The organism is Sanguibacter suaedae (genome assembly GCF_016342785.1).
GTDB lineage: Bacteria > Actinomycetota > Actinomycetes > Actinomycetales > Cellulomonadaceae > Sanguibacter > Sanguibacter suaedae.
This window is the reverse complement of record NZ_JAEINH010000003.1, coordinates 226,316-251,012: the sequence shown is the minus strand read 5'-3', so window position 1 is coordinate 251,012 and position 24,697 is coordinate 226,316. Positions and strand designations below refer to the sequence as shown.

The 24,697-nt window shown below is 72.8% G+C and carries 25 protein-coding genes; 18 read left to right on the top strand and 7 right to left on the bottom strand.

Translation table 11 applies throughout. The features are described from left to right. Positions 1–89: 89 nt before the first annotated feature. Both JAV76_RS05215 and JAV76_RS05210 read right to left on the bottom strand, forming a co-directional pair. A complete protein-coding gene (locus tag JAV76_RS05215) occupies positions 90–1,898 on the bottom strand; it encodes a S8 family peptidase (protein ID WP_198732960.1) in 1,809 nt (602 codons plus the stop codon). 186 nt (positions 1,899–2,084) lie between these two features. Next, positions 2,085–2,621: a MarR family winged helix-turn-helix transcriptional regulator gene (locus tag JAV76_RS05210; protein ID WP_307844003.1), complete on the bottom strand. Its 537-nt coding sequence runs from the start codon at positions 2,619–2,621 to the stop codon at positions 2,085–2,087. 87 nt (positions 2,622–2,708) lie between these two features. Between JAV76_RS05210 and idi the strand changes: the two genes are divergently transcribed. From idi to JAV76_RS05170, 8 genes are all read left to right on the top strand, one after another. Next, a complete protein-coding gene (gene idi, locus JAV76_RS05205) occupies positions 2,709–3,266 on the top strand; it encodes an isopentenyl-diphosphate Delta-isomerase (protein ID WP_198732959.1) in 558 nt (185 codons plus the stop codon). A 107-nt stretch (positions 3,267–3,373) separates the two neighbouring features. Beyond that, positions 3,374–4,402, top strand: coding sequence for a polyprenyl synthetase family protein (locus JAV76_RS05200; protein WP_307844002.1), 1,029 nt, complete (start codon positions 3,374–3,376; stop codon positions 4,400–4,402). Then, positions 4,399–5,253, top strand: a complete 855-nt coding sequence (locus tag JAV76_RS05195; RefSeq protein WP_198732958.1) for a phytoene/squalene synthase family protein — start codon at positions 4,399–4,401, stop codon at positions 5,251–5,253. Before JAV76_RS05200 ends, JAV76_RS05195 begins: the two co-directional genes overlap by 4 nt. Then, positions 5,250–6,818, top strand: a complete 1,569-nt coding sequence (gene crtI / locus JAV76_RS05190; RefSeq protein ID WP_198732957.1) for a phytoene desaturase family protein — start codon at positions 5,250–5,252, stop codon at positions 6,816–6,818. The genes JAV76_RS05195 and crtI overlap by 4 nt, the downstream gene beginning before the upstream one ends. Beyond that, on the top strand, positions 6,815–7,144 hold the full coding sequence (locus JAV76_RS05185) for a lycopene cyclase domain-containing protein (protein WP_198732956.1): 330 nt from the start codon (positions 6,815–6,817) through the stop codon (positions 7,142–7,144). Before crtI ends, JAV76_RS05185 begins: the two co-directional genes overlap by 4 nt. Then, on the top strand, positions 7,141–7,485 hold the full coding sequence (locus JAV76_RS05180) for a lycopene cyclase domain-containing protein (RefSeq protein WP_198732955.1): 345 nt from the start codon (positions 7,141–7,143) through the stop codon (positions 7,483–7,485). The genes JAV76_RS05185 and JAV76_RS05180 overlap by 4 nt, the downstream gene beginning before the upstream one ends. Beyond that, positions 7,482–8,390, top strand: a complete 909-nt coding sequence (locus JAV76_RS05175; RefSeq protein WP_198732954.1) for a prenyltransferase — start codon at positions 7,482–7,484, stop codon at positions 8,388–8,390. Before JAV76_RS05180 ends, JAV76_RS05175 begins: the two co-directional genes overlap by 4 nt. Before the next feature lie 60 nt (positions 8,391–8,450). Continuing rightward, positions 8,451–9,059, top strand: a complete 609-nt coding sequence (locus JAV76_RS05170) for a thymidine kinase (RefSeq protein WP_198732953.1) — start codon at positions 8,451–8,453, stop codon at positions 9,057–9,059. Here the strand turns inward: JAV76_RS05170 and JAV76_RS05165 are convergent. After that, positions 9,049–9,816, bottom strand: coding sequence for a hypothetical protein (locus tag JAV76_RS05165; protein ID WP_198732952.1), 768 nt, complete (start codon positions 9,814–9,816; stop codon positions 9,049–9,051). The two genes, JAV76_RS05170 and JAV76_RS05165, sit on opposite strands and share 11 nt — an antisense overlap. Before the next feature lie 106 nt (positions 9,817–9,922). On the opposite strand from JAV76_RS05165, the gene JAV76_RS05160 reads away from it, so the two are divergent. Then, complete coding sequence (locus JAV76_RS05160) at positions 9,923–10,432, top strand: flavodoxin domain-containing protein (protein ID WP_198732951.1); 510 nt, start codon at positions 9,923–9,925, stop codon at positions 10,430–10,432. A 19-nt stretch (positions 10,433–10,451) separates the two neighbouring features. Here the strand turns inward: JAV76_RS05160 and JAV76_RS05155 are convergent, their stop codons facing one another. The 3 genes from JAV76_RS05155 to JAV76_RS05145 all read right to left on the bottom strand — a co-directional run bounded on the left by JAV76_RS05155 (position 10,452) and on the right by JAV76_RS05145 (position 15,426). After that, the gene (locus JAV76_RS05155; protein WP_198732950.1) at positions 10,452–11,438 is read right to left on the bottom strand and encodes an aldo/keto reductase; all 987 of its coding nucleotides are present in this window, start codon (positions 11,436–11,438) and stop codon (positions 10,452–10,454) included. 22 nt (positions 11,439–11,460) lie between these two features. Continuing rightward, the gene (locus JAV76_RS05150) at positions 11,461–12,990 is read right to left on the bottom strand and encodes a malate:quinone oxidoreductase (RefSeq protein ID WP_198733068.1); all 1,530 of its coding nucleotides are present in this window, start codon (positions 12,988–12,990) and stop codon (positions 11,461–11,463) included. Positions 12,991–13,080: 90 nt separating this feature from the next. After that, complete coding sequence (locus JAV76_RS05145; protein WP_230401858.1) at positions 13,081–15,426, bottom strand: ATP-dependent DNA ligase; 2,346 nt, start codon at positions 15,424–15,426, stop codon at positions 13,081–13,083. Between JAV76_RS05145 and ku the strand changes: the two genes are divergently transcribed. Beyond that, positions 15,425–16,420: a non-homologous end joining protein Ku gene (gene ku / locus JAV76_RS05140; RefSeq protein WP_372403162.1), complete on the top strand. Its 996-nt coding sequence runs from the start codon at positions 15,425–15,427 to the stop codon at positions 16,418–16,420. The genes JAV76_RS05145 and ku overlap by 2 nt on opposite strands. Before the next feature lie 8 nt (positions 16,421–16,428). On the opposite strand, the gene JAV76_RS05135 is transcribed toward ku, so the two are convergent. Beyond that, the gene (locus JAV76_RS05135; protein ID WP_198732948.1) at positions 16,429–16,890 is read right to left on the bottom strand and encodes a PPOX class F420-dependent oxidoreductase; all 462 of its coding nucleotides are present in this window, start codon (positions 16,888–16,890) and stop codon (positions 16,429–16,431) included. A 133-nt stretch (positions 16,891–17,023) separates the two neighbouring features. Between JAV76_RS05135 and JAV76_RS05130 the strand changes: the two genes are divergently transcribed. Genes JAV76_RS05130 through JAV76_RS05095 form a run of 8 tightly spaced genes read left to right on the top strand, consistent with a single transcriptional unit; the run spans position 17,024 to position 24,686 of the window. Further along, entirely contained in the window at positions 17,024–17,350 is a 327-nt protein-coding gene (locus tag JAV76_RS05130; RefSeq protein ID WP_198732947.1) for a histone-like nucleoid-structuring protein Lsr2, read from the top strand. Positions 17,351–17,352: 2 nt separating this feature from the next. Beyond that, complete coding sequence (locus tag JAV76_RS05125) at positions 17,353–19,317, top strand: metallophosphoesterase family protein (RefSeq protein ID WP_198732946.1); 1,965 nt, start codon at positions 17,353–17,355, stop codon at positions 19,315–19,317. A 31-nt stretch (positions 19,318–19,348) separates the two neighbouring features. After that, on the top strand, positions 19,349–20,323 hold the full coding sequence (locus JAV76_RS05120) for a metal ABC transporter solute-binding protein, Zn/Mn family (RefSeq protein WP_230401857.1): 975 nt from the start codon (positions 19,349–19,351) through the stop codon (positions 20,321–20,323). Next, positions 20,320–21,120, top strand: a complete 801-nt coding sequence (locus JAV76_RS05115) for a metal ABC transporter ATP-binding protein (protein WP_307844001.1) — start codon at positions 20,320–20,322, stop codon at positions 21,118–21,120. Before JAV76_RS05120 ends, JAV76_RS05115 begins: the two co-directional genes overlap by 4 nt. Before the next feature lie 47 nt (positions 21,121–21,167). Then, positions 21,168–21,953 (top strand): metal ABC transporter permease, encoded by a 786-nt coding sequence (locus JAV76_RS05110; RefSeq protein WP_372403199.1) that lies wholly within the window; start codon positions 21,168–21,170, stop codon positions 21,951–21,953. A 14-nt stretch (positions 21,954–21,967) separates the two neighbouring features. Continuing rightward, a complete protein-coding gene (locus tag JAV76_RS05105; protein WP_198732944.1) occupies positions 21,968–22,657 on the top strand; it encodes a metal-dependent transcriptional regulator in 690 nt (229 codons plus the stop codon). After that, positions 22,654–24,033, top strand: coding sequence for an MFS transporter (locus tag JAV76_RS05100; RefSeq protein ID WP_307844000.1), 1,380 nt, complete (start codon positions 22,654–22,656; stop codon positions 24,031–24,033). Before JAV76_RS05105 ends, JAV76_RS05100 begins: the two co-directional genes overlap by 4 nt. Next, positions 24,030–24,686 carry a vitamin K epoxide reductase family protein gene (locus JAV76_RS05095; protein ID WP_198732943.1) on the top strand — a complete coding sequence of 219 codons (657 nt, stop codon included), beginning with the start codon at positions 24,030–24,032 and terminating at the stop codon, positions 24,684–24,686. Before JAV76_RS05100 ends, JAV76_RS05095 begins: the two co-directional genes overlap by 4 nt. Positions 24,687–24,697 lie beyond the last annotated feature (11 nt).

The window sequence follows — 24,697 nt, the reverse complement described above, 5'->3', positions numbered from 1 at the left end:
GCCCGAGGGCGCCGTGACGGCGCCCCCGGGCGGTGGTCGTGCCGGGCATCGCGGGACTGCCGGGATCAGCGTCCCTCAGTCATCGCTGGTCACCAGCCGAGCTGCAGGCTGTAGGCCCCCGCCGACGCGCCCGTCCCGCCGCTGTAGTACACGACCCGTGCCGTGTACGTCGCCGTGGACCCGCCGGAGTTGCGCACCGAGACCGAGTCGACCCGACCCGTGCCCAGCGTGCTGCGCGCGACCTGACGGCCCGCACCGTCGTACAGGTAGAGGTCGTAGTCGGACGACGCCCCCGGCGTGAGCGACGCGGACACCGTCCTGCCCGCGGGGACGCTCATCGAGAAGAAGTCCGTGTCGGAGCGCGACCCCATCGACCCCGTCCACGTCCCCGGGGCGGCGACACGGTTCGCCGACGCGAGCGTGTCGTTCGGCTCCACCTCGACCGTGCCCGCCGGGGGCTCCGGCGTCGGACCGGGGTTCCCCGTGCCAGCGGCGGCGCGCACCGCCGCGTTCGCGTCGAGCATCCCCGAGCCACAGCTGCCGCAGCTCGCGACGAACGGACGTGCCGTGGAGCGCAGCATGCTCTCCACCTGGTCCGGGGTGAGCGCCGGGTTCACCGACAGCATGAGGGCTGCGACCGCCGCGACGTGCGGGGCCGCCATGGACGTCCCCTGGTAGTAGGCGTACGAGTCCGCGGCCGGCGCCGTGGTGCCCGTGTTCACCGTGGACAGGATGCCCCCGGCGGACCCGCTGCTCGTGTCGCCACCCGGCGCGGCCAGGTCGATGAGCGACCCGTAGTTCGAGTAGTACGCCCTCGAGCCCGTCGGCCCGTAGGACGCGACCGCGACCACCCCGGAGCAGTTCGCCGGGTTGGACCCGGAGACGTTGGTGCTCGAGTTCCCCGCCGCGACCACCACGACCGACCCGTTGGAGCGCGCTGCGTTGATGGCCCGCTGGCTCGTCGTGTCGCACGCGCCGCTCCCGCCGAGGGAGAGGTTGAGGACCCGCGCCGGGTTCGGGTTGGCAGGGACCCCCGCCACGCTGCCCCCCGACGCCCACACCATGCCGTCGGCGATGTCCGACGTGTACCCGCCGCACGTGCCCAGCACGCGCACCGGGACCACCTTCGATGCGGGCGCCACTCCCGCGAGCCCCGTGCCGTTGTCCGCGACCGCGCTGATCGTGCCCGCCACGTGGGTGCCGTGCCAGCTCGAGCCCCGCCCCTCGCACGAGTCACCCGGGTCCCGGGCGTCCGAGTCGCGACCGTTCCCGTCGTTCGACATCCGGGAGTCCGCGATCATGTCGAAGCCGCCGACGATGTTCGCGGCGAGGTCGGCGTGCGGCCGGTAGCCGGTGTCGATGACGGCCACGTTCACGCCGGCGCCCCGGGTGAGGTCCCACGCCCCGAGGACGTTGATCCCGACCGAGCTCGTGCGCAGCGCCCACAGGTCGTTCCACCGCGGGTCGTTCGGAGCGGCCGCGAGGGGGTGCATGAGGCGGTCCGGCTCTGCGTACTCGACCGTCGGGTCGGCAGCGGCGATCTCGGCGACGAGGGCCTCGACCTCCGCGACGGGGAGCTCCTCGCCGAGGGCCCACACCTGGGAGCCCAGGCTCGTGTCCCGCACGAACTCGACGTCGGCGTCGGGTCCGAGGGGCGTCTCGATGACGGTCTCGCGGTCGTCCTGCGTGGCGGCGCCGGCCGTGGCGCCCAGCGGCTGCGACCGGTACTTCACGATGATGCGGTCCGTGGTCGCGGCGTCGACCGGCGGGGCGGTCGCCGGGGCTGCGGCGGGGTCGGGGTCGTCGGCGGTGGCCGACGGGGCGAGCACCCAGGACGTGGCGACGAGCGCGCTCGCTGCCACGACCGAGCAGGTGCGTGCGAGGAATGAAGAGTGCATGCGTTGTTCTGCCTCTCGGGAGTACGTCACGGGTGACGGCCTCCGCGAGGCAGGGGGAATGGCACGGCAGGCATCGACGCCCGTCGTTTTCTCAGCCCCCTGCGACGGCGACGGCGCGTCGTGAGAAGGACACTAAATGTCGGTTTCTCACAACGTCAACACATCTTGTGTTACCGGTGCGTAACTTCATCCGCGAGGGCTCTGCGGGCGGGTGCCGTCCGACCCTTCGCCCGCGTCGGCCCCCGCCATGGCGGACGCCATCGCGTCGAGGAGCGCGACGACGGCCGCTCGGCTCTCGGGCGGGACCGCGGCCGCGGCCTGCTCCATGCCCGAGTGCATCCGTTGCATCCGTGCGCGGATCTGCGAGTGCGCGTGGGGCGTCGACCGCAGGACGAGCGCCCGACGGTCGGTGGGGTGGGGGTGGCGCTCGAGATGGCCCGACGCGGAGAGCCGGTCGAGGAGCTTGGTGGTGGAGGCGCTGGAGATGCCGAGCAGCGCGGAGAGGTCCCGCGGCGTCGCGGGCTCGCCCTGGGCCTCGGCGGCGATGACGTGCTGGAGCGCCTGCATGTCGCTGACGTTCATGTCCATGTCCGCGCTCATCCGCCGCCGCATCTCCTGGTCGGCGCGCCGGAAGCGGCGCAGGGCGTGCAGGATGGCGGTGGTCGCGGCAGTGTTGTCGTACCAGTAGCCGTGCTCGTCCCCGGTGCCCTCGTTGGTCTCCACGCCAATATGTTACCTTGTCTAGCAACTAGAGAGGCTAGCGAATCGGGTCGGTCAGCCGGTCGGTTCACGCACCGGAGGTACGCAGCGATGACGGATCCAGACCAGGCGCAGGACCACGTCGTCCTCCTCGACGAGGACGGGAACCGCACCGGGACCGCACCGCGCGCCACCGTCCACAGCCGGACCACGCCGCTCCACCTCGCCTTCTCCTGCTACCTTCTGCGACCCGACGGGCAGGTCCTCCTCACCCGTAGGGCCCTGACCAAGCGGACGTTCCCCGGTGTGTGGACCAACTCCTTCTGCGGGCACCCCCGCAGCCACGAGACCATGACCGAGGCCGTCGAGCGCCACGCCGCCCACGAGCTCGGGGTCACCGTCACCGGGATCGACCTCGTCCTGCCGGACTTCCGCTACCACGCCGTCGACGCCTCCGGAGTCGTCGAGAACGAGTACTGCCCCGTCTTCTTCGCCACCACCGAGGACGACCTCGCGCCCAACCCCGACGAGGTCGCCGAGACCCGGTGGGCCCGCATGGAGGACCTCGGGCGAGCGGTCTCCGCCGCGCCGTGGGCCTTCAGCGCCTGGATGGTCGCCCAGCTCACCGACCTGGCCGAGGTCGACATCCCCGCCGCGGCGTCCGTGTGAGTGCCGAGACGTCCCCCGAACCTGGGAGCCAGGACCCAGGAGGCGGTCCAGAGGCCTCGGGTCCCAGGAGCGGGACTCCCTCGCTGCACGTCGTGGACTCCGCGCGCGTGACCCCCCGCGACGTCCTCACCGCCTACCTCGACGAGCAGGTCGAGCGCGCCACCCCCTACGGCCGGGACTACCACGACCTCTGGACCGCCATCCGGGAGACCACCCTCGGGGGCAAGCAGCTCCGCCCCGAGCTCCTCATGGGCACCTACCGCCTCCTCGGCGGGGACGACCACCCCCTCGCTGCCACCGTCGGCGCCGCCGTCGAGCTCCTCCACGCCGCCTTCGTCCTCCACGACGACGTCATCGACCACGACGACACGCGCCGGGGCCGCCCCACCGTCAACGGCCGCTTCACCGACAGCGCCCTCGCCGCAGGTTCGGCCGTCGGCCGCGCGGACGCCCTCGGCGCCGCCGCGGGCATCCTCGCCGGGGACCTCGCGCTCGGGGCGGCGGTCCGTCTCGTCGCCACCAGCGACGCCGCGCCGCACGCCCGACAGACGCTCCTCGACCTCGTGGACCATGCGCTCTTCGCGACCGCCGCAGGCGAGCTCGCCGACGTCCGGTACAGCCTGGGGGAGACCCCCGTGGACCTTGCCGCCGTCATCACCATGGAAGCCCTCAAGACCGCCGTCTACTCCTTCGAGCTGCCCCTGCAGGCAGGGGCCGTCCTCGCGGGCGCCGGACCCCACGTCCTCGAGCACCTGGGTCGCTTCGGACGGAAGGTCGGCATCGCCTTCCAGCTGCTCGACGACGTCCAGGGGGTGTTCGGCGCCAGTGCCGACACGGGCAAGAGCGTCCTCACCGACCTCCGCGAGGGCAAGCACACGCCCCTCGTCACCCACGCCCGCACCACCGCCGCGTGGGCCGTGCTCCAGCCCGTGCTCGGCGACCCCGAGCTCACCGAGGCCGACGTCGAGGACGTCCGTCGTGCGCTCGAGACCTCCGGGTCCCGGGCGTTCGTCGAGGACCTCGCCGACGACTACCTCCGTGCCGCACGCGACCTCGCGCGCGGCCCTGACCTCCCAGAAGGGTTCGACACGTGGTTCGACTCGATGACCGAGGCGTTCGTCCGGAGGGTCGCGTGAGCGACCAGGACCTCTACGACGCTGTCGCCCAGGACGCCGCCTCGGCGGTGATCCGCGGGTACTCGACGTCGTTCGGGTGGGCCTGCCGCATGCTCCACAGGCCCGTCCGCGCCCACGTCCGCGACGTGTACGCCCTCGTGCGGCTCGCCGACGAGATCGTCGACGGGCCGTACAGCTCCGTCGACCCCGAGCGCAGTGCACGGCTCCTCGACGACCTCGAGGAGGAGACCCGCACCGCACGCCGGACCGGGTACAGCACCAACCTCGTCGTCCACGCCTTCGCGCTCACCGCCCGCCGGTTCGGGATCGGTGACGACCTCGTCGACCCGTTCTTCGCGTCGATGCGCGCCGACCTCACCGTCCGCGAGCACACCCCGAGCAGCCTCGAGACGTACGTCCACGGGTCCGCCGAGGTCGTGGGCCTCATGTGCCTGCGCGTGTTCCTCGGGTCCGCTGGTCGTGACGACTACGACGACCTCGCCGACGGGGCCCGCCGCCTCGGGGCCGCGTTCCAGAAGATCAACTTCCTCCGCGACATCGCCGCCGACCACGACGAGCTCGGCCGGGTGTACCTGCCCGGCGTCGACCTCGACGACCTCGACGACACCCACCGGGACGCGCTCCTCGCCGAGATCGACGCCGATCTCGCCGCCGCGGCCGCCGTCATCCCGTCGCTCCCGGCCAACAGCCGGGCCGCTGTCCGCGCGGCCCACGGCCTCTTCGGCGAGCTCACCGAACGCCTGCGAAGCACCCCGGCCCGCGAGCTCCTCCGCACCCGCGTGCGGGTGCCCGGTGCCGTGAAGGCGCGCATCCTCGCGTCGGCCCTCGCCACCTCCGGAGTACGCTCGTGAGGCGCGCCGTGGTCGTCGGTGGCGGCATCGCGGGGCTCGCCACCGCAGCGCTCCTCGCCCGTGACGGGTACGACGTCGAGGTCCTCGAGCAGCGCGACGTGCTCGGGGGACGTGCGGGTTCCTGGGAGAGCGGCGGCTTCCGCTTCGACACCGGCCCCTCGTGGTACCTCATGCCCGACGTGTTCGAGCACTTCTTCCGGCTCATGGGCACCAGCGCCCGCGAGCAGCTCGACCTCGTGCGCCTCGACCCCGCCTACCGCGTGTACTTCGAGGACCAGGACGTCCCCTTCGACGTCAGCGGCGACCTCGACACGACGGTCGCCCGCTTCGAGGAGCTCGAGGAAGGCGCGGGGGAGCGGCTGCGCGCCTACCTCGACTCCGCCCGGGAGACCTACGACATCGCCAAGGACCGGTTCCTCTACACGACGTTCCAGTCCATGACGACCCTCGTGCGGCGCGACGTCGTCACCCGCGCGGGGCGTCTCCTGTCGCTCCTCGCCCGCCCCCTCCAGTCGTTCGTCGCCGGGCACTTCCGCGATCCCCGCCTGCGGCAGGTCATGGGTTACCCCGCCGTCTTCCTCGGCTCGTCGCCCGACCGCGCCCCGAGCATGTACCACCTCATGAGCCACCTCGACCTCGCCGACGGCGTCCTCTACCCCCAGGGCGGGTTCACCGCCGTCATCGCGGCCGTCGAGCGGGTCGCCCGCCAGCAGGGGGTGCGTATCCGCACCGGTGCCACCGTCACCGCGGTGCGCACCGCCGGTGCGTCCGGGGGCCGCCGCCGCCGAGCCCGTGTGGAGGGCGTCACCTTCACCAGCGGCGGTGAGGTCCACACCCTCGACGCCGACGTCGTGGTCTCCGCCGCCGACCTCCACCACACCGAGACCACGCTCCTGCCCCGAGAGCTCCAGACCTACCCCCAGACGTGGTGGGACCGGAAGGTCTCCGGCCCTGGCGCCGTCCTCGTCTACCTCGGGGTGAGCGGGGAGCTGCCCTCCCTGCTGCACCACACCCTCTTCTTCACGGAGGACTGGGCGACGAACTTCGACGACATCTTCGGTAGCCCCCCGCGCGTCCCCACGCCGGCCTCCTCCTACGTGTGCCGCCCCTCCGCCACCGACCCCGACGTCGCCCCCGACGGGTCCGAGAACCTCTTCGTGCTCGTCCCCGTCCCCGCCGACACCACCATCGGGTCCGGCGGCATCGACGGGCACGGCGACCCGGCAGTGGAGAGGATCGCCGACGCCGCCATCGCCCAGATCGCCGGCTGGGCCGGGATCCCCGACCTCGCCGACCGGATCGTCGTGCGCCGCACCGTCGGCCCCGCCGACTTCGCCGCCGACCTCAACTCCTGGTCGGGCGGCGCCCTCGGCCCCGCCCACACGTGGCGCCAGAGCGCCTTCCTCCGCGGCCGCAACGTCTCCGCCAAGGTCGACGGGCTCCTCTACGCAGGCGGCAGCACCATCCCCGGCATCGGGCTCCCCATGTGCCTCATCAGCGCCGAGCTCGTCGTCAAGCGGCTCCGTGGGGACCGGTCCACCACTCCCCTCGAGGAGCCCGCATGACCGGCTGGGAGTACCTCGCCGCGCTGCTCGCGGCGCTCGGGTGCATGGCGCTCATGGACCACCGGTGGCGCCTGTTCTTCTGGGACGCGCCCCGCCGTGCTGCCGCCGTCCTCGGCGCCGGCATCGTCCTCTTCCTCCTCTGGGACCTCGCCGGCATCGGGCTCGGGGTCTTCGAACGAGGGGACAGCCCTGGCATGAGCGGCATCGAGATCCTCCCCGAGCTCCCGATCGAGGAGCTCTTCTTCGTCACGTTCCTGTGCTACCTCACGATGGTCCTGCACGGGCTCCTCGAGCGCTTCCTGCCCGCGAGGGAGACCCGACCATGACGTACCTCCTCCTCAACGCCGTGTTCCTCGTCGTCGTCCTGGCCGTCGTCGCCGGCGTCCGCCTCCGCGCCCGACGCACCGGACCCCCACCGCGACCGCACGGCCGCCCGTGGTGGCTGCTCGTCGGGATCGTCATGGCCGTCCTCGTGATCCTCACCGTCGTCTTCGACTCCGTGATGATCGCCGCCGACCTCTTCCGGTTCTCCGACGAGCACATGACCGGCCTGCGCGTCTGGCTCGCCCCCGTCGAGGACCTCGCGTGGCCCGTCGCCGCCGCGCTCCTCCTGCCCACGCTGTGGGACGCCGCACGCCGCACCACCCCACCGGAGGACTCGCGATGACCGCCCCGCACCCGCCCCACGCGGACGCCCGCCCCCAGGGCGCCGGCACCGTCGTCGGCCGCCTGATCGCCTCGTCGCGACCCATCAGCTGGATCAACACGGCCTACCCCTTCGCCGCCGCGTACCTCATGACCGGGGGAGCGCTCGACTGGACCCTCGCCGTCGGCACCCTCTACTTCCTCGTCCCGTACAACCTCCTCATGTACGGCATCAACGACGTCTTCGACTACGAGTCCGACCTGCGCAACCCCCGCAAGGGCGGAGTCGAGGGCATCGTCCTCGACACCAGCCTGCACCGCACCACCCTGTGGGCGGCCGTCCTCAGCAACGTCCCCTTCCTCGTCTACCTCGTCGCCGTCGGCACGTGGCAGTCGACCGTCGCCCTCACCGTCTCGGTGCTCGCCGTCGTCGCCTACTCGGCCCCCGGCCTGCGCTTCAAGGAACGCCCCGTCCTCGACTCCGCGACGTCGAGCACCCACTTCGTGAGCCCCGCCGTCGTCGGGCTCCTCCTCGTCACCAGCACCGTCCAGCCCGCCGTCCTCACGGCGCTCGGCGCCTTCTTCCTCTGGGGGATGGCCTCCCAGGCCTTCGGTGCCGTCCAGGACGTCGCCGCCGACCGTGCCGGTGGCATCAGCTCCGTCGCCACCGTCCTCGGCTCCACGACCACCGTGCGCGGCACCATGGTCCTCTACGCCCTCTCCTCGGCACTCCTGCTCACCACGGGATGGCCCGGGGCGCTCGCGGCCGTCGTCCCCGTGCTCTACCTCGTGAACGTCGCCCCCTACCGGTCCCTGCCCGACTCGCGCTGCGAGGACGCGAACGCCGGGTGGCGCAGGTTCCTCTGGCTCAACATGGTGAGCGGGTTCCTCGTGACGCAGCTCCTCATCTGGATCGCGCTGCGCTGAACAGCGGCCGGCGAGGCCCGGCCCGTGTGGTGAGATAGGCGCCGACCAGGAGGAGCGTGCATGGCAAAGCTGTATTTCCGGTACGGGGCGATGAACAGCGGCAAGAGCACCGCGCTCCTGCAGGCGGCCCACAACTACGAGGAACGCGGGCACGAGGTGCTCCTCGCCAAGCCCGGCGTGGACACCAAGGCCGGCCGGGCCATCCTCTCGCGCCTCGGCGTCGACCGGCAGGTGGACTTCGTCGTCGGCGAGCAGGACGACGTCGTCGCCCTCTTCGCGGACCACCGGGCCCGCACACGGGCCCGCACCGGCCTCGACGTGAGCTGCCTCCTCGTCGACGAGTCGCAGTTCCTCACCGCCGAGCAGGTCAACGACCTCCTGCGCATCGCCACCCTCGAGAAGATCCCCGTCATCTGCTACGGGATCCGCACCGACTTCCAGACCGCAGCGTTCCCCGGCAGCCGCCGGCTCCTCGAGATCGCGCACTCCCTCGAGGAGCTCAAGACCATCTGCCGGTGCGGCCGCAAGGCCGTGTTCAACGCCAGGACCGTCGACGGCGACTTCACGTTCGACGGCGCCCAGGTGGCCATCGACGGAGTCGAGGTGGGGTACGAGTCGTTGTGCGCCGCCTGCTACCTCCGCGAGAGCGGCGGCGTGCTCACCCGCTGACCCCGGGTGCGTCCCGCCCCCGGAGGGCGACCTCCGCGGCGCGGCGCACGGCCGCCCTGGGCGAGGACAGGACCGGGACGCCGAGGTCCCGCAGGAGATCTGCGGCAGGAGCCATCGACGCCTGGGCGAGCACGACGACGTCGAGTGGCCCGCCGGTGCTGGGCCCGCTGCCGTCGACCGGCTCGTCCTTCGATCTTCCCGCGGCCTCCCGGACCGCGACCGCGACGGCATCCGCGTAGCCTGCGGCGTCGCCGGCCTCGAAGGACGCCCACGCGGCCTCGCACCGCACGACGTCGATCCGGACGCTGCGCCCGGCGTCCCGTGCGGCGTTCTCGAGGAGCGCCAGCGCGGGTCCCACCGCCGACTCGAGGGTGACCGCGACGAGGACACGGGTGGTCCCAGGAACGTCGAGCCCGCCGGGCGCGACCCCACGAGCAGGCGTCCGCACCGCGTCCTCGGCCATCGGGCGGTCCACACGGACCACGGGGACGGGCACGGGCACGGGCACGGTCAGACCGTCGAGGACCGGGCCGAGCGTCGAGCAGGTGCAGACCACGACGTCCGCACCCGCGCGGGCGAGATCCGCCACGTGGGCCGCGACACCCCGGGCCGCCTCGTCGGCCCGTCCCGCACGGGCCGTCCCGAGGAGCGCCACGTCGACGACGGCCGACGTCTTCGTCACGCCGGGCGCTTCGGCGGCCAGCGCCGCGAAGGACGCGACGTGCTCGTGCGAGGTGTGCAGGAAGGCGAGGTGCATGCACGCGATCCTCGCAGGTTCTCCCAGCAGGAGGAGTATGGGTCCAAGGTCCCTCGTGGCCTCGCTCCGACCGCAGGATGCTGGCAGGACGAGGTCAGGAGGCCGCATGAGGATCAGCATCGTCGTCGCCAGCAGGCACGGGTCCACCCGGGAGATCGCGGACGTCGTCGCCGACGAGCTCGAGGCCGGCGCCCACGAGGTCACCGTGCACGACGCACCGACCGCGAGCATCCTCGATCTCGACGACGCCGACGCCATCCTCCTCGGGAGCGCCGTCTACCACGGGCGGTGGCTCATGTCCGCGACGGTCTTCACCGCCGACCTCAGCCGCCGCATCGAGGGCCGCCCCGTGTGGTTGTTCTCGAGCGGCCCCGTCGGCGACCCGGCGAAGCCCGACCCGACGACCGTCGACGTCACCGACCAGGTCGAGCAGACCGGCGCGATCGAGCACCGCGTCTTCGCCGGCAGGCTCGTCAAGGACGACCTGCGGATCACCGAGCGCGCGATGACGCTCGCCCTCCGCGCGCCCGAGGGCGACTACCGTGACTGGGACGAGATCAAGGACTGGGCGAGGTCCGTGTCACGGCACCTCGCGTCGGTGGGCGGCGCAGCCTGAGGCCGCGCCGCCCACCCCGTCACCAGCGGTCGTGGACGTGCGGGCGGATCGACGAGTCGTAGATCTCCTCGAGCCTGCGCGACGTCTCCGGGTCGAGGGGTGCGAGGCCGGCGGCCGACGCGTTGCCGCGTGCCTGCTCCGGGTTCCGTGCCCCCGGGATCACCGTGGTCACCGCAGGCTGGTCGAGGATCCAGCGCAGAGCCGTCTGAGCCGTCGTGGCGCCCTCCGGGGCGAGCGTCGTGACCTCGCGCGCCGCAGCCACGCCCACCTCGAACGGGACCCCCGCGAAGGTCTCGCCGACGTCGAACGCGTCACCCGACCGGTTGTACGTCCGGTGGTCGTCGGCGGCGAACGTCGTCGACTCGTCGTACTTGCCCGACAGGAGCCCGCTCGCGAGCGGCACGCGCGCGATGATCGCGACGCCCGCCTCGGCGGCCGCGGGGAGCACCTGCTCGAGGGGCTTGCGACGGAACGCGTTGAGGATGATCTGCACGCTCGCGACACCGGGGTGCGCGATCGCGGCGAGCGCCTCGTCGCACGTCTCGACGGAGACGCCGTAGGCGGCGACCCGGCCTTCCGAGACGAGGGTGTCGAGCGCCTCGTAGGTCGCGTCGGCGGAGAACACCGGGGTCGGCGGGCAGTGGAGCTGCACGAGGTCGAGCGTGTCCACCCCGAGGTTCTCGCGGGAGCGGTCGGTCCACGCGCGGAACGCGTCCAGCGTGTACGCCTCGGGGACGTGGGGGTCGGCACGCCGGCCCATCTTCGTGGCGACGGTGACGCCGTCCCTGCCACGCTCGTCGAGGAAGGAACGGATGATGCGCTCGCTGCGGCCGTCCCCGTAGACGTCGGCGGTGTCGAGGAACGTGACGCCCGAGTCGAGCGCGGCGGTGAGCACGGCGCGCGCGTCGTCCTCGCTCACCTCGCCCCAGTCGGCGCCCAGCTGCCAGCAGCCGAGGCCGATCGCGGAGAGGTCGTGGGGGAGTCTGGCGGTGGTCCTGATGTCCATCCGGCCACACTACCTGCGGGCCTCAGACGGCGCGCTGGACCTCGGCGTCGTCCGCCAGGTGGGCGAGCTCCTCGTCGCTGTCCCACTGGCCGTTGTCGAGGCTCGGCATCATGGTCGCGAGCTCACGGTGCCAGGCGGGGAAGCGGTCCGGGAAGCAGCGCTCGAGGAGGTCGACCATCGCGGGGACGGCGGTCGACGCACCGGGCGAGGCGCCGAGGAGGCCGGCGATGGAGCCGTCGGCGGACGTGACGAGCTCGGTGCCGAACTCGAGGACGCCGCCGCGCGAGCCCGGCTTGGTCTTCATCACCTGGACGCGCTGGCCCGCCGTGATGAACTCCCAGTCCTTGGGGTCCGCGGTGGGCATGAAGTCGCGCAGCGCACGGAACTTGGACCACCTCGACTTGGTGACCTCTCGGATGAGGTACGCCGTGAGGTCCCAGTTGTCCTTGGCGACGGTGAGCATCGTGAGGATGTTCGACGGGCGGACGGACCGGAAGAGGTCGAGGAGCGAACCCTTCTTGAGGAACTTCGTGCTGAAGCCCGCGTACGGGCCGAACATCAGGGACGTCCCGCCGTCGACGACGCGCGTGTCGAGGTGCGGCACCGACATGGGCGGGGAGCCGACGTCGGCCTTGCCGTACACCTTGGCGTGGTGGCGGGCGACGATCTCGGGGTTCGTGGTCCGCAGGAACACGCCGCTGATGGGGAAGCCGCCGTAGCCCTTGATCTCCGGGATCCCGGACTTCTGCAGGAGGGGGAGCGCGCCACCGCCGGCGCCGACGAACACGAAGCGCGCGTCCACGGTCGAGTGCCGCTCGCGGGCGTTCCAGCTGCGGTCGGCGACCTTGAGGCGCCATCCGCCGTCGCGGCGACGGGAGATCGAGGTGACCTCGTGCTCGAGGAGGAGGTCGACGCCGTTCGCGGTGAGGAAGTCGGTGAGGTGGCGGGTGAGCGCGCCGAAGTCGACGTCCGTGCCGTCCGACGCGCGCGTCGCGGCGACCGGCAGGCCGTCGGCACGCTCGTCGAGCAGGAGGGGCGCCCACCGGGCGATGACGTCGGGGTCGTCGGAGAACTCGAGGTCCGCGAACAGCGGGTGCGCGGCCATGGCCGCGTGCCGCCGCCGGAGGAACTCGACGTTCTCGGCGCCACGCACGAACGTCATGTGCGGGGTGGAGCTGATGAACCCCGAGGGGTCGGGGAGGAGGTCGGCGGAGACGAGGTGCTGCCACAGCTCACGGGAGACCTGGAACTGCTCGTTGATGGCGACGGCCTTGGTGATGTCGACCGTGCCGTCAGGGCGCTGGGGCGTGTAGTTCAGCTCGCAGAGGGCGGCGTGCCCCGTGCCCGCGTTGTTCCACGCGTTCGAGCTCTCCTGGGCCACGGCGTCGAGGCGTTCGTAGACGCGGATGGTCCACGACGGCTCCAGGAGGCGGAGGATCGTTCCGAGGGTCGCGCTCATGATGCCGCCCCCGACGAGGACGACGTCGATCGGCGTGCTCAGGTCTTCTCTGCGGTCTGCCACGACGTCGATGCTAGGACGGCCGACCGCCAGGATCGGCGGGAAGTGACTAATATCACGACCCTGCCGTGTGGGGAAGGGCTGAAGGGCCCGAGGTGTGACGAGTCGGGTCCCGCTCCGGGCTCAGCCCTCGCGGCGGACGTCCGCCGGGCCCTTGTCGGGCCGCCACCCTCCCCACACGGGGTGTCGCAGCCGTCCCGTCGCCGTCCACCCCGCAAACGTGATCTCGCCCACCAGGTCCGCGGTCACCCAGCACGCGTCGGACGCGTCCGCGGACGGCACGTCGTCGAGCGGCGGGCTGGGCCGGGCTCTGCGGCCCAGGTCCGCGGCGAGACGATCGAGGGTGCGGTCGCTGAGGCCCGACCCGACCCGACCTGCGTACCTCAGCGCACCGTCGTCCCCGGGGACGGCGACGAGGAGCGACCCGAGGCGCCCGGTGCGCTCGCCTCGCCCCGGACGCCAGCCCACGACCACGACCTCCTGCGCACGCTCGTGCTTGAGCTTGATCCAGGACCGCGCTCGACGCCCGGGCCGGTACGTGCTGTCGCGGCGCTTGGCGACGACACCCTCGAGCCCGAGCTCGCGGCTGGACGACATCGCCTCCGTCACGAGCCGGAGCACGTCCGGTCCGGCGTCCGCCTCGAAGGCGGGCGGCACGTGGACTGGTCCGCCCTCGGTGACCACCCGGGCCAGGAGCTCGCGGCGGGCGTCGTACGGCTCACCGGTGACCCGTCGGCCCCGGTGGTCGAGGACGTCGAACACCATGAGGTCCACCGCTTGCCGTGCCTGCGCGGCCGCGACCTCCGCCGGCTCCGAGAGGTGGATCCGGGTCTGCAGGAGGCCGAAGTCCGGGCGGCCGCCGTCGAGCGCGACGACCTCCCCGTCGAGGACCGCGTCACCGTCGACGAGGCCCGCGACCGCCGCCAGCTCCGGGAAGGACCTGGTGAGGTCCAGGCCGTTGCGGCTCGTGAGGCGCACCCGACCGTCCTCGACGGTGACGACCGCCCGGATCCCGTCCCACTTCATCTCGAAGGCCCACGGCGACGCGGCGTCGACGTCCCGCGACGTCCCGGCCGTCGCGAGCATCGGGGAGAGGGCGGGCACCCGCGCCGCCGGGGCGCGCCGGGCGTCCTTCGTCCGGTGTGCCAGCCACGAGTCCGGTGACGTGTCCGAGCCGGTGCGGACCAGGGCGAGCCGACGGGTCCCGCGGTCGGTGCCGGCGCTCCCGTCGCTGCGCAGGGTGACGACCACCTCGTCGTCGCGCCACGTGTGGGTCTCGTAGGTGCCGTGGTCCCAGACCGTCATCTCGCCCGCCCCGTACTCGCCGCGCGGGATGGTCCCCGCGAACGTCGCGTACTCCAGGGGGTGGTCCTCGGTGCGCACGGCGAGGTGGTTGCGGGCGGGGTCGGTCGGCTCGCCCCGGGGGAGCGCCCAGCTCACGAGGACCCCGTCGCGCTCGAGACGCAGGTCGAAGTGCAGGCGTCGTGCGTGGTGCTCCTGGATCACGAACACCGGGGCCGACGACGACGGCGGCGCCACGCGGTCGGGTACCGGTTCCGGGGTGCGCGACGCGTCGCGCTTGGAGCGGTAGACCGCGAGGCGGTCCGCCGGCGGTGCGCTCCCACGCGAGGTCGTCCCGCCGCCGGCCTCGACGGTGTCGTGCTCGCCCGTGAGGAGCCCCGCGAGGAGGTCGCCGTCCCGCGCGAGCCGAGCCACCACCTCGTCGGCCTCGAGCTGGCCGAGGTCCGGGGCGTCGAGCTCCGCCCACGTCCGCGGGGCGGCGACCGTGGGCCGGTCGAGCCCCCGCAGGGAGTACGGGGCCACCGTGGTCTTGCTCGCGCTGTTCTGCGACCAGTCGACGAGCACCTTCCCCGCACGCAGCGAGCGCTTCATGTCGCTCACCACGAGGTCGGGGTGGTCCGCCTCGAGCGACCGGGCCAGCTCGTGGGCCACGTCCCGCACGGTCGCGGCGTCGTCGGTGCCCGGGAGCGCCGCGTACAGGTGGATGCCCTTCGAGCCGCTCGTCACGGGGAACGGGGCCAGCCCCATGCCCTCGAGGACCTCCCGAGCCCAGTGCGCCACCTGCGCGCACTCCACGAGCCCGACGCCCGGGCCCGGGTCGAGGTCGAGCACGATCCGGTCCGGTGGGAGCGCAGACCCGTCCGGACCGAACCTCCACTGCGGGACATGCACCTCGAGGGCCGCCGTCTGACCGAGCCACGTGAGGGTCGCGACGTCGTCGACCAACGGGTAGGCACCAGGACCCGCGGAGTGCTCGATCTCGCCACGGCGCACCCACGACGGCGTCGTCCCGTCGAGGTGCTTCTGGAAGAACACCGGGCCGTCCGTGCCGTGCACCCACCGCTTGCGCGTCGCGGGCCGCCCGCCGGCGTGCGCGACGAGCGGCCCCGCGACCGCTACGAGGTACGCGAGGACGTCGGCCTTGGTGGTCCCCGTCGCCGGATACATGACCTTCTCCAGGCTCGTCAGCACCAGCCGGTGGCCCCCGACGGTGACCACCTGCCTCGTGGTGCTCGACGATCCTGCGGGCACGCCCACCCCCCGGTCCGACGCGGGCGGGCACCGCCCGCCCCTCGGAGCCATCATCGCCTCGCGTGCGCGCAGCGGCACGCGGGAGCATCATGGACGCATGCGAGCCATCTGGAAGGGCGCCATCACCTTCGGGCTCGTCAACGTGCCCGTGAAGCTCTACAGCGCCACCGAGGACCACGACATCGGCCTCCACCAGGTCCACGACGCCGACGGCGGACGCATCCGCTACCGGCGCCAGTGCGAGGTCTGCGAGCAGGTCGTCGAGTACTCCCACATCGCCAAGGCCTACGACGACGGCGAGCGCACCGTCGTGCTCACCGGCGACGACCTCGACGCCCTCCCCGTGGAGCGCAGCCGCGAGATCGACGTCGTCGAGTTCGTGCCCTCCGAGCAGATCGACCCGATCATGTACGAGCACGCCTACTACCTGGAGCCCGACTCCAGGTCGGTGAAGTCGTACATGCTCCTCGTCCGCACCCTCGAGGCCACCGACCGGGTCGCCGTCGTGAACTTCTCCCTGCGGCAGCGCTCGCGGCTCGGTGCGCTGCGCGTCCGGGAGGGCGTGCTCACCCTCCAGGGGTTGCGCTGGGGGGACGAGGTGCGCGAGGCCGACTTCCCGGCGCTGTCCGAGGAGGCGCGGATCAGCGACCGTGAGCTCGAGATGTCCGCCGCGCTCGTGAAGAGCTTCGAGAGCGACTTCGAGCCCGAGCGCTTCACCGACGAGTACCAGGTGCAGCTGCAGACCCTCATCGACGCCAAGCTCGAGCAGGGCGACTCCCTCGACACGGCAGCGACCTTCGGGGAGGAACCGGAGGAGGGGGAGTCGAAGGACGCGGAGGTCGTCGACCTCATGGACGTCCTGCGGCGCAGCGTCGAGCAGACGCGGCGGGCGAGGACGGGCTCCGACTGACGGACCCGTCAGCCGAGGCGCGCGGGGAACCCCCCGGTGGCGACCGGCCCCCACCGCTCGATCGTCACCCGCAGGAGCGACTTGTCCTGCGCCGCCATCGCCTGCCGGTACTCCTCCCAGTCCGGGTGCTCCCCGGAGATCGAGCGGAAGTAGTCGACGAGCGGCTCGAGGGCGTCCGGCATGTCGAGCACCTCGGCCCGGCCGTCGACCTGCACGTACGGGCCGTCCCAGTCCTCGGAGAGGACGCACAGCGACACGCGCGGGTCGCGCCGCAGGTTCACCGCCTTGGCCCGGTCCGGGTACGTCGACACGACGATCCTGCCTTCGGGGTCCGTGCCGCACGCCACGGGGGAGGACTGCAGGCTCCCGTCCCGCCGGTACGTCGTGAGGACCGCCCGGTGGCGGGGCCTGACGAACTCGAGGAGCTCGTCACGGGTGGTGCGCTGCGCTGTCGCGATCGTCCTGGCCATGCGTCGAGGCTAACCACGTCCTCCTCGTACCGCCCGGCGCAGCACCCGGGCTGCGCCGGGCGACGCCCGCACCTGCGCGTTACGATCGGGGCGCCCGCGGCCCGTCCGGGTCGCACCGGAGCTTGGAGCAGACGTGGCACGCCAGACGACGATCCTTCTCACCGACGACCTCGACGGCGGTGAGGCGAGCGAGACCGTGCGCTTCGGTGTCGACGGCGTCGACCACGAGATCGACCTCTCGACGGCCAATGCCGCACGCCTGCGGGAGGACCTCGCGCCGTTCGTCGCGGCGGCACGCCGGGTGGGCCGGCTCGGGACGACGAGGGGCATGACGCACGTCGTCACCGACCACGACCCCGCTGCGCTGCGCGCCTGGGCGCGGGCCCACGGCGTGGACGTCCCCGCCCGGGGCCGCATCCCCGACGACGTCGTCGCGCGCTACCGGGCCGCGGGGAACTGAGCGTGGGTCCGCAGCCGCCGCACCCGCCCCGCACCCGTGCGCAGGACCTCCTCGACCGGGTGCGCGCGCACCCGCCGCACAGCGCCCCCGTGCCGCCCCGCTGGCTCCGCCGGACGCTCGTCGTCACGCTCGTGGTCCTCTCCTGCGCGCTCTTCGGCGTCGCAGGAGCGCGCACCGAGGCGAGCCTCGGACCGCACAACGCCACCTACGAGGTGACGATGAACGCCATCGCCACCGTCGACCTCGGCCCCCTGGGGACCGTGCAGCTGCGCTCCCCGGCCCCCGGCCCGCTGGGGGTCCGGGTCACCATCGAGGAGATCCCGGACGACCTGCAGTTCGTGGACTCCTCGACCACGCTCGACGCCCTCGCGTCCGACGTCGAGGGGTACCTGCAGTTCTTCGGCGGGCCGCAGGAGACCGTGGCGTTCGTCGTCGGCGCGCTCGTCCAGGACGCGATCCGCCGCACCGTCGCAGCCCTCCTCGTGGTCCTCGTGGTCGCCGTCGCGGGGTACTTCGTGCTCGGCCCGGGACGCCGCCTGGAGCTCTCGCGCCCGCTCGCCCGGCGGACGTGGGAGCTCACCACGGTGGCGGTGGTCGTCGCCCTCGTCGCCGGGGTGACCACGGCCGGCCGTGTCGAGGAGAGGCTCCAGGCCGTCGGGTCGCAGGCGTCCCCGGTGTTCGACGGGACACCCCTCGAGGGCGCCCGCATCACCGGGCGGCTCTCGGGTGTCATCGACACCTACGGCGGACAGCTCGTCGACGTGTACCGGGACAACGAGAGCTTCTACGCCCAGGCCGACAGGAACCTCCACACGGCGTGGGCGGAGCGCGCCGAGCTCCTCGAGCAGTCGGGGACGCGCCTCGAGGAGAACGTCCCCGCACGCTCGACGGCGGACCCCACGGATCCGGCGTCGAGCACCGACCCGGACGATCCCGCCCCTGACGGCACCGAGGGCACCGACGGCACTGCGGGGGCCCCGGAGGGCACAGGGTCCGCAGGGCCTGAGGAGGCCGGGGAGGGGTCCGACCGTCCCGCCGCGGGCGAGCAGACCGACGAGGCCGAGGAGGGGGCGGGCGAGCCGCCGGCGCAGGTCCCGGACGTCATCGCGCCGCAGGACCAGGACGTGGTCACCCTCCTCATGATCACCGACCTCCACTGCAACACCGGGATGACCCCTCTCATCCGGTCCGTCGCCGAGCTCTCCGGCGCGGACGTCGTGCTCAACGGAGGCGACACGACCATCAACGGGACCGCCGTCGAGCGCTTCTGCATGGAGTCCTTCGCGAGCGCCGTCCCGAGCGGTGCCCGCATGGTCCAGGCGGACGGGAACCACGACTCCGAGCTCACGTCCCAGCACGCGGCGGAGGCAGGGGTGACCGTCCTCGACGGCCAGATCGTCGACGTCGCCGGGGTCCGCATCCTCGGTGACAGCGACCCGAACGAGACCCGGATCGGCCAGGGGTCGACGTCCGTGGACGGCGAGACCTACCTCGAGGCGGGGGAGCGGCTCCGCGACGTCGCGTGCGAGGCGCGCGACCCGGCGGACATCCTCCTCATCCACACCCCCAAGGTCGGGGAACCGGTCCTCGCCTCCGGGTGCGTCCCGGTGCAGCTCTCCGGGCACTTCCACACCCGGTACGGCCCGCTGCGCAACGGCCTGGGCATCCGGTACATCGGGTCGTCCACCGCGGGGTCCGTCGAGGGGCAGCCCACGGTCGGGCCGCTCAACGGCGACGCCGAGATGACCGTCTTCCGGTTCGACCGCGAGCGCCGCGTGATGCTCGACTACCAGATCGTCCAGGTGCGCCCCGACGCGAGCGTCGAGGTGGGGGCGCGGCTGGCGTTCCCGCAGCCGCCCGTGGTCGAGGCCGACGAGGGCGGGACGACCGAGGGCGGTGCCGGGGACGACGCGGGTGGTGCGGACGAGCCGCGGGACGAGACCACGGAGGGCGTGGCGGAGGAGTAGCCGCTCCTCGGGTGGACAGGGGTGAACCCCCATGCAAAAGTTCGGTATGCCGAACTTTTGTCGTCGACGCTTCGCCCCGCGGGTGCTCGGAGCCGTGCTGGGGGCCACCCTCCTGGCGACGGCCACCGCCTGCGCCACGACGGCACCCTCGCCGCGTGACATCGCCGGGGACCGCCTCCTCGTGGTGACGACCTTCACCGTCGTCGCGGACATGGTCCGGCAGGTGGGCCGCGAGCACGTCCACGTCGAGTCCGTGACCAAGGTCGGTGCCGAGATCCACGGCTACGAGCCCACCCCGGGCGACGTCGCCCGCGCCATCGATGCCGACCTCGTCGTCCAGAACGGCCTCGGCCTCGAGGTCTGGTTCGACGACTTCACCGCACGCCTCGACGCCCCCCGCCTCACGCTGTCCGACGGCATCGAGACCGTTCCCGTGACCCGGGCCGACACCGGCGGCGACCCGCCACCCAACCCGCACGCCTGGATGTCGCCGCTCGTCGGCGCCCGGTACGCCGAGCGCATCGCCACCGCGCTCGCCGAGCTCGACCCCGAGCACGGCGACGACTACCGGGCGAACGCCCGCGAGTACGCCGACGAGCTCGTCGAGCTCCACGCGACCCTCACCGCCGCGCTCGGTGAGCTCCCCGTCGAGGCGCGCGTCCTCGCCACGTGCGAGGGCGCCTTCTCCTACCTGGCCAGGGACGCCGGGCTCGACGAGATCTTCCTGTGGCCCGTGAACGCGGAGCAGCAGGCCACCCCACGACGGATGGAGAGCGCCATCGAGGCGATCAGGACCAGGGACGTCCCGGCGGTGTTCTGCGAGACCACGGTCTCGTCCGGTCCGCAGGAGCAGGTCGCGAGGGAGGCCGGGAGCGCGTACGGCGGCGAGCTCTACGTCGACTCCCTCTCCGCGGCGGACGGCCCCGTCCCCACCTACGTCGACCTCCTCACCTACGACGTCGAGCTCGTCGTGGCAGGGCTCACCGGCGAGGAGGTGGACGGGTGAGGGCGCGCCAGGGCTCCGTCAGGGGCGCGGGCCCCGTGTGGGCCGCCGCGGACCTCGCGGTGCGGGTGCGCGACGTCACCTACCGGTACCCGGCCGGCTCCGGGCGCCGTGCCGAGGGGCCGCCTGCGCTCGACCGTGCCGCGTTCGACGTGCGCACCGGTGAGGTCACGGGGCTCATCGGCGTCAACGGTGCGGGGAAGTCCACCGTGTTCAAGGCCCTCATGGGCATCCTCCGGCCTGACTCCGGCTCCCTGGAGATCCTCGGGCGCACCCCGGACGAGGCGCGTCGCACGGGCCTGGTCGGTTATGTGCCCCAGGCGGAGGCCGTCGACGACGACTTCCCGGTGAGCGTTCGCGACGTCGTGGCGACCGGCAGGTACGGGCGGCTGGGGATCACGCGCCGTCTGCGGCAGGAGGACCGCGACGCCGTGGACGCCGCGCTCGAGCAGGTCGAGCTCGGCGACCTCGCCGACCGCCAGGTCGGCCGCCTGTCCGGCGGGCAGCGCCGCCGTGCCTTCGTCGCCCGCGGGCTCGCCCAGGGAGCCCAGGTCCTCCTCCTCGACGAACCCTTCGCCGGGGTCGACGCGCGCTCCGAGCGCGTCATCACCGGGGTGCTGCGCGACCTCACCGCACGCGGCGGAGCCGTCCTCGTCTCCACGCACGACCTCGCGGCGCTCCCGGCCCTCGCCGACCACGTCGTCCTCGTCCACCACCGGGTCCTCGCCGCAGGTCCACCCGGGGAGGTCCTCACGCCAGAGAACCTCGCGCTGAGCTTCGGTGGGGAGGTGGCCCGATGACCGCCGACGTCCTCGCCTGGTTCACCGACCCGTTCGCGCTGCAGTTCATGCAGCGCTCGTTCCTCGTCACCGTCGTCGCGAGCGTCGTCTGCGCGGTCCTCTCGTGCTGGCTCGTCCTCGTCGGGTGGTCGCTCCTGGGGGACGCCGTGTCCCACTCGGTGCTGCCCGGCGTCGTGCTGTCCTACGCCCTCGGCCTGCCGTTCGCGCTCGGTGCGCTCGTCTTCGGCCTCGGGGCCGTCGCGCTCATCGGGACGGTCCGCGACACCACGCGCCTCAAGGAGGACGCCGTCATCGGCGTGGTCTTCACGTCGCTGTTCGCGCTGGGGCTCGTGCTCGTGTCCGTGACACCGAGCCACGTGGACCTCTCCCACGTGCTCTTCGGGAACCTCCTCGGCGTCACCGACGGCGACATCTGGCAGGTGGTGGTCCTCGGGGTCCTCACCACCACGGTGCTCCTCGTCAAGCGGCGGGACCTCACCCTCCTCGCCTTCGACCCCATCCACGCCCACGCCATCGGGCTGTCCCCGCGTCGCCTGCGCGCACTGCTCCTGGTCTGCCTCGCCGTGACCGTCGTGGTGGCGCTCCAGGCCGTGGGGGTCGTCCTCGTCGTCGCGATGGTCATCATCCCGGGTGCCACCGCGTTCCTCGTGACCGACCGGTTCGACCGGATGCTCCTCGTCGCGCCGGCGGTCTCCGTACTCTGCGCCCTCGTCGGCACGTACGGGAGCTACCACCTCGACACGTCCACGGCGGGCATGGTGGTGCTCGCCCAGGGCGTCACCTTCGGGGTGGTGCACACCGTGACACGGCACCGCAGGACCCGTCGGGCGTGACCTAGGCTTGCGAGGTGACAGATCTTGAGCTGACCTCCGTGGCCCAGGACTACCTCAAGGTCGTGTGGAGCGCCCAGGAGTGGTCCACCGAGCCCGTGACCACCAAGCTCCTCGCGGAGAGGCTCGGGGTCGGTCCGTCGACCGTGTCGGAGACCGTGCGCCGGCTGGGCCGCCAGGGCCTCCTCGAGCACCGCCCCTACGGTTCGGTGGAGCTCACCGACCTCGGTCGTCGCCACGCGCTGTCGATCGTGCGCCGCCACCGCCTCATCGAGACGTTCCTCGTCTCCGAGCTCGGGTACACGTGGGACGAGGTGCACGACGAGGCAGAGGTCCTCGAGCACGCGGTGTCCGACCTCATGGTGGAGCGCATCGACGCCCGCCTCGGGCACCCCGTCCGGGACCCGCACGGGGATCCCATCCCGGCCGCGGACGGGAGCGTCCCGTCGCCGTCGGCGCGGACGCTCGCCGTCCTCGACGCCGGGACGCGCGGGCACGTCGCGCGCATCTCCGACGCCGAACCCGAGGTCCTGCGGTACTTCACGGAGCTCGGCATCGGCCTCGACGCCCGCATGCTCGTCGTGGAGCGCCGCGACTACGCCGGGGTGGTGTGCGTCGAGTGGTCGCCCGTCGAGGACCCGCACGACGTGCGGCGCACCGACCTGGGTCTGCGTGCCGCCCACGCGCTCTGGGTGGTGGCCGAGTGACTAGCGACCAGCGAGGGGCGACGTCGAGCCGGGCCCCGGGCCTCCGGGGCAGGGCCGCGGGGCACCCCGCTGCCGCGCTCCTGGCGCTCGCGCTCGGCGGCTTCACCATCGGCACCACCGAGTTCGCCACGATGGGCATCCTCACGAACATCGCCGACGGGCTCGACGTGTCCATCGCCGACGCCGGCCACGCCATCACCGCGTACGCGCTCGGCGTCGTCATCGGAGCGCCTCTCATCACGGTCCTCGCCGCCCGCGCGGCCCGCAAGACCCTCGCCGTGTGGCTCATGAGCGCGTACGCCGTCGGGAACCTCCTGTCCGCGTGGGCCCCGTCGCTCGAGGTCCTCCTCGTGGGCAGGCTGCTCACCGGCCTCCCGCACGGGGTGTTCTTCGGTGTGGGCGCCGTCCTCGGCACCGCGGTCGTCGGCGCCGCACGGCGGGGGCACGCGGTGGCCATGATGATGGCGGGTCTCACGGTCGCGAACATCATCGGCGTCCCGTTGTCCTCCTGGGCCGGGCAGGAGCTCGGCTGGCGTGCCACCTTCCTCATCGTCGGCGGGCTGGGCCTCGTGACCGTCGTGTTCCTCGCCGCGCTGCTCCCCGCGACGCCGGCACCGCTCGGGGCGAGCGCCCGCAAGGAGTTCACGGCGCTCGGCAACGGTCCGCTCTGGGTGTCGTTCGTCGCCACGGCCGTGGGCTTCGGCGGGCTCTTCGTCGTCTACTCCTACGTCAAGCCCACCCTGATGTTCGTCACCGGCCTCTCCGAGGGCAGCGTGCCCCTGGTCCTCGCGCTCTTCGGGGTCGGCATGACCGCGGGCGTCCTCGTGGGCGGGCGTCTCGTCGACCTCGACGTCATGCGCGCCGTCTACATCGGCTACGTCTCCACCGCGCTCTCCCTCGTGGTGCTCGCGCTGGTGGGGGAGTCCCCGGTGCCGGCAGTCCTGGCCCTCGTCGCGCTCGGCGTGACGTCCCAGGTGCTCGGCATCGCGCTCCAGGCACGGCTCATGGACCTGTCGCCGGCGGCGCCGTCCCTCGGCGCGGCCCTGTGCCACTCGTCCCTCAACGCGGCCAACGCCAACGGCGCGTTCGTGGGTGGCCTCATGCTCGCCGGCGGGCTCGGGTACCTGACGCTCGCCTGGGCGGGAGCGCTCATGACCCTCCTCGGGCTCGGGGTCGTCCTCCTCTTCGGGAGGCAGAGCACCGCCCGGGTCGACGCGAGCGTGCTCGACGACCCTGCACCGGACGGTGCGCGCCCCAGCGAACGTCCAGGGTCGCCCGCTAGCGTCGCCACAGGTGCGACCGACGACGGTCGCACCTCCCCCCCTGCGGGCGACCCGTCGTCCGCAGGTGACCAGGCACGAAGGAGCACGGAGTGAACGCACCTCATCCGGACGCCCCCGCGACCGACCAGGACGCGCACGACGGCCTCGCGACCGTGCCGGCCGCCTCGCCCCAGCGCATCGGATGGGTCCTCGTGGTCCTCGGTGCGGTCGGCTTCGCGGCGTCGCTCGCCCTGGCCATCGAGAAGGTCCTCAAGCTCGCGGACCCGGACCACGTCGCCAGCTGCTCCATCAACATCTTCCTCGACTGCAGCGTCGCCATGGGCTCGTGGCAGGGCGCGCTCCTGGGCTTCCCCAACCCGTTCATCGGCGTCGCGGCGTTCCCGGTGGTCGTGACCACCGGCGTGGTCGTCCTCGCCGGGGCGCGCCTTCCCCGGTGGTACTGGTGGTCGCTGTTCGTGGGCACCATCCTGGCGCTCGGTCTCGTCGTCTTCCTCGTCCACACGTCCGTCGCGGTCCTCGGCAAGCTCTGCCCGTACTGCATGGTGGTGTGGGCCGCCGTGGTGCCGCTCACCTGGTACACGTTCGTGCACCTCGTCGAGGAGCGCATGATCCGCGTCCCCGAGGGCGTGCGGTCCGTCGTGACGAAGAACCGGCTCCTCCTCGCGCTCGCGCTCGTCCTCGTGGTCGTCGCATGGGTTCTCATCGGGATGGCCCCGGAGATCGCGGCGCACCTCCAGCAGGCCTGACGGGCGGTAAA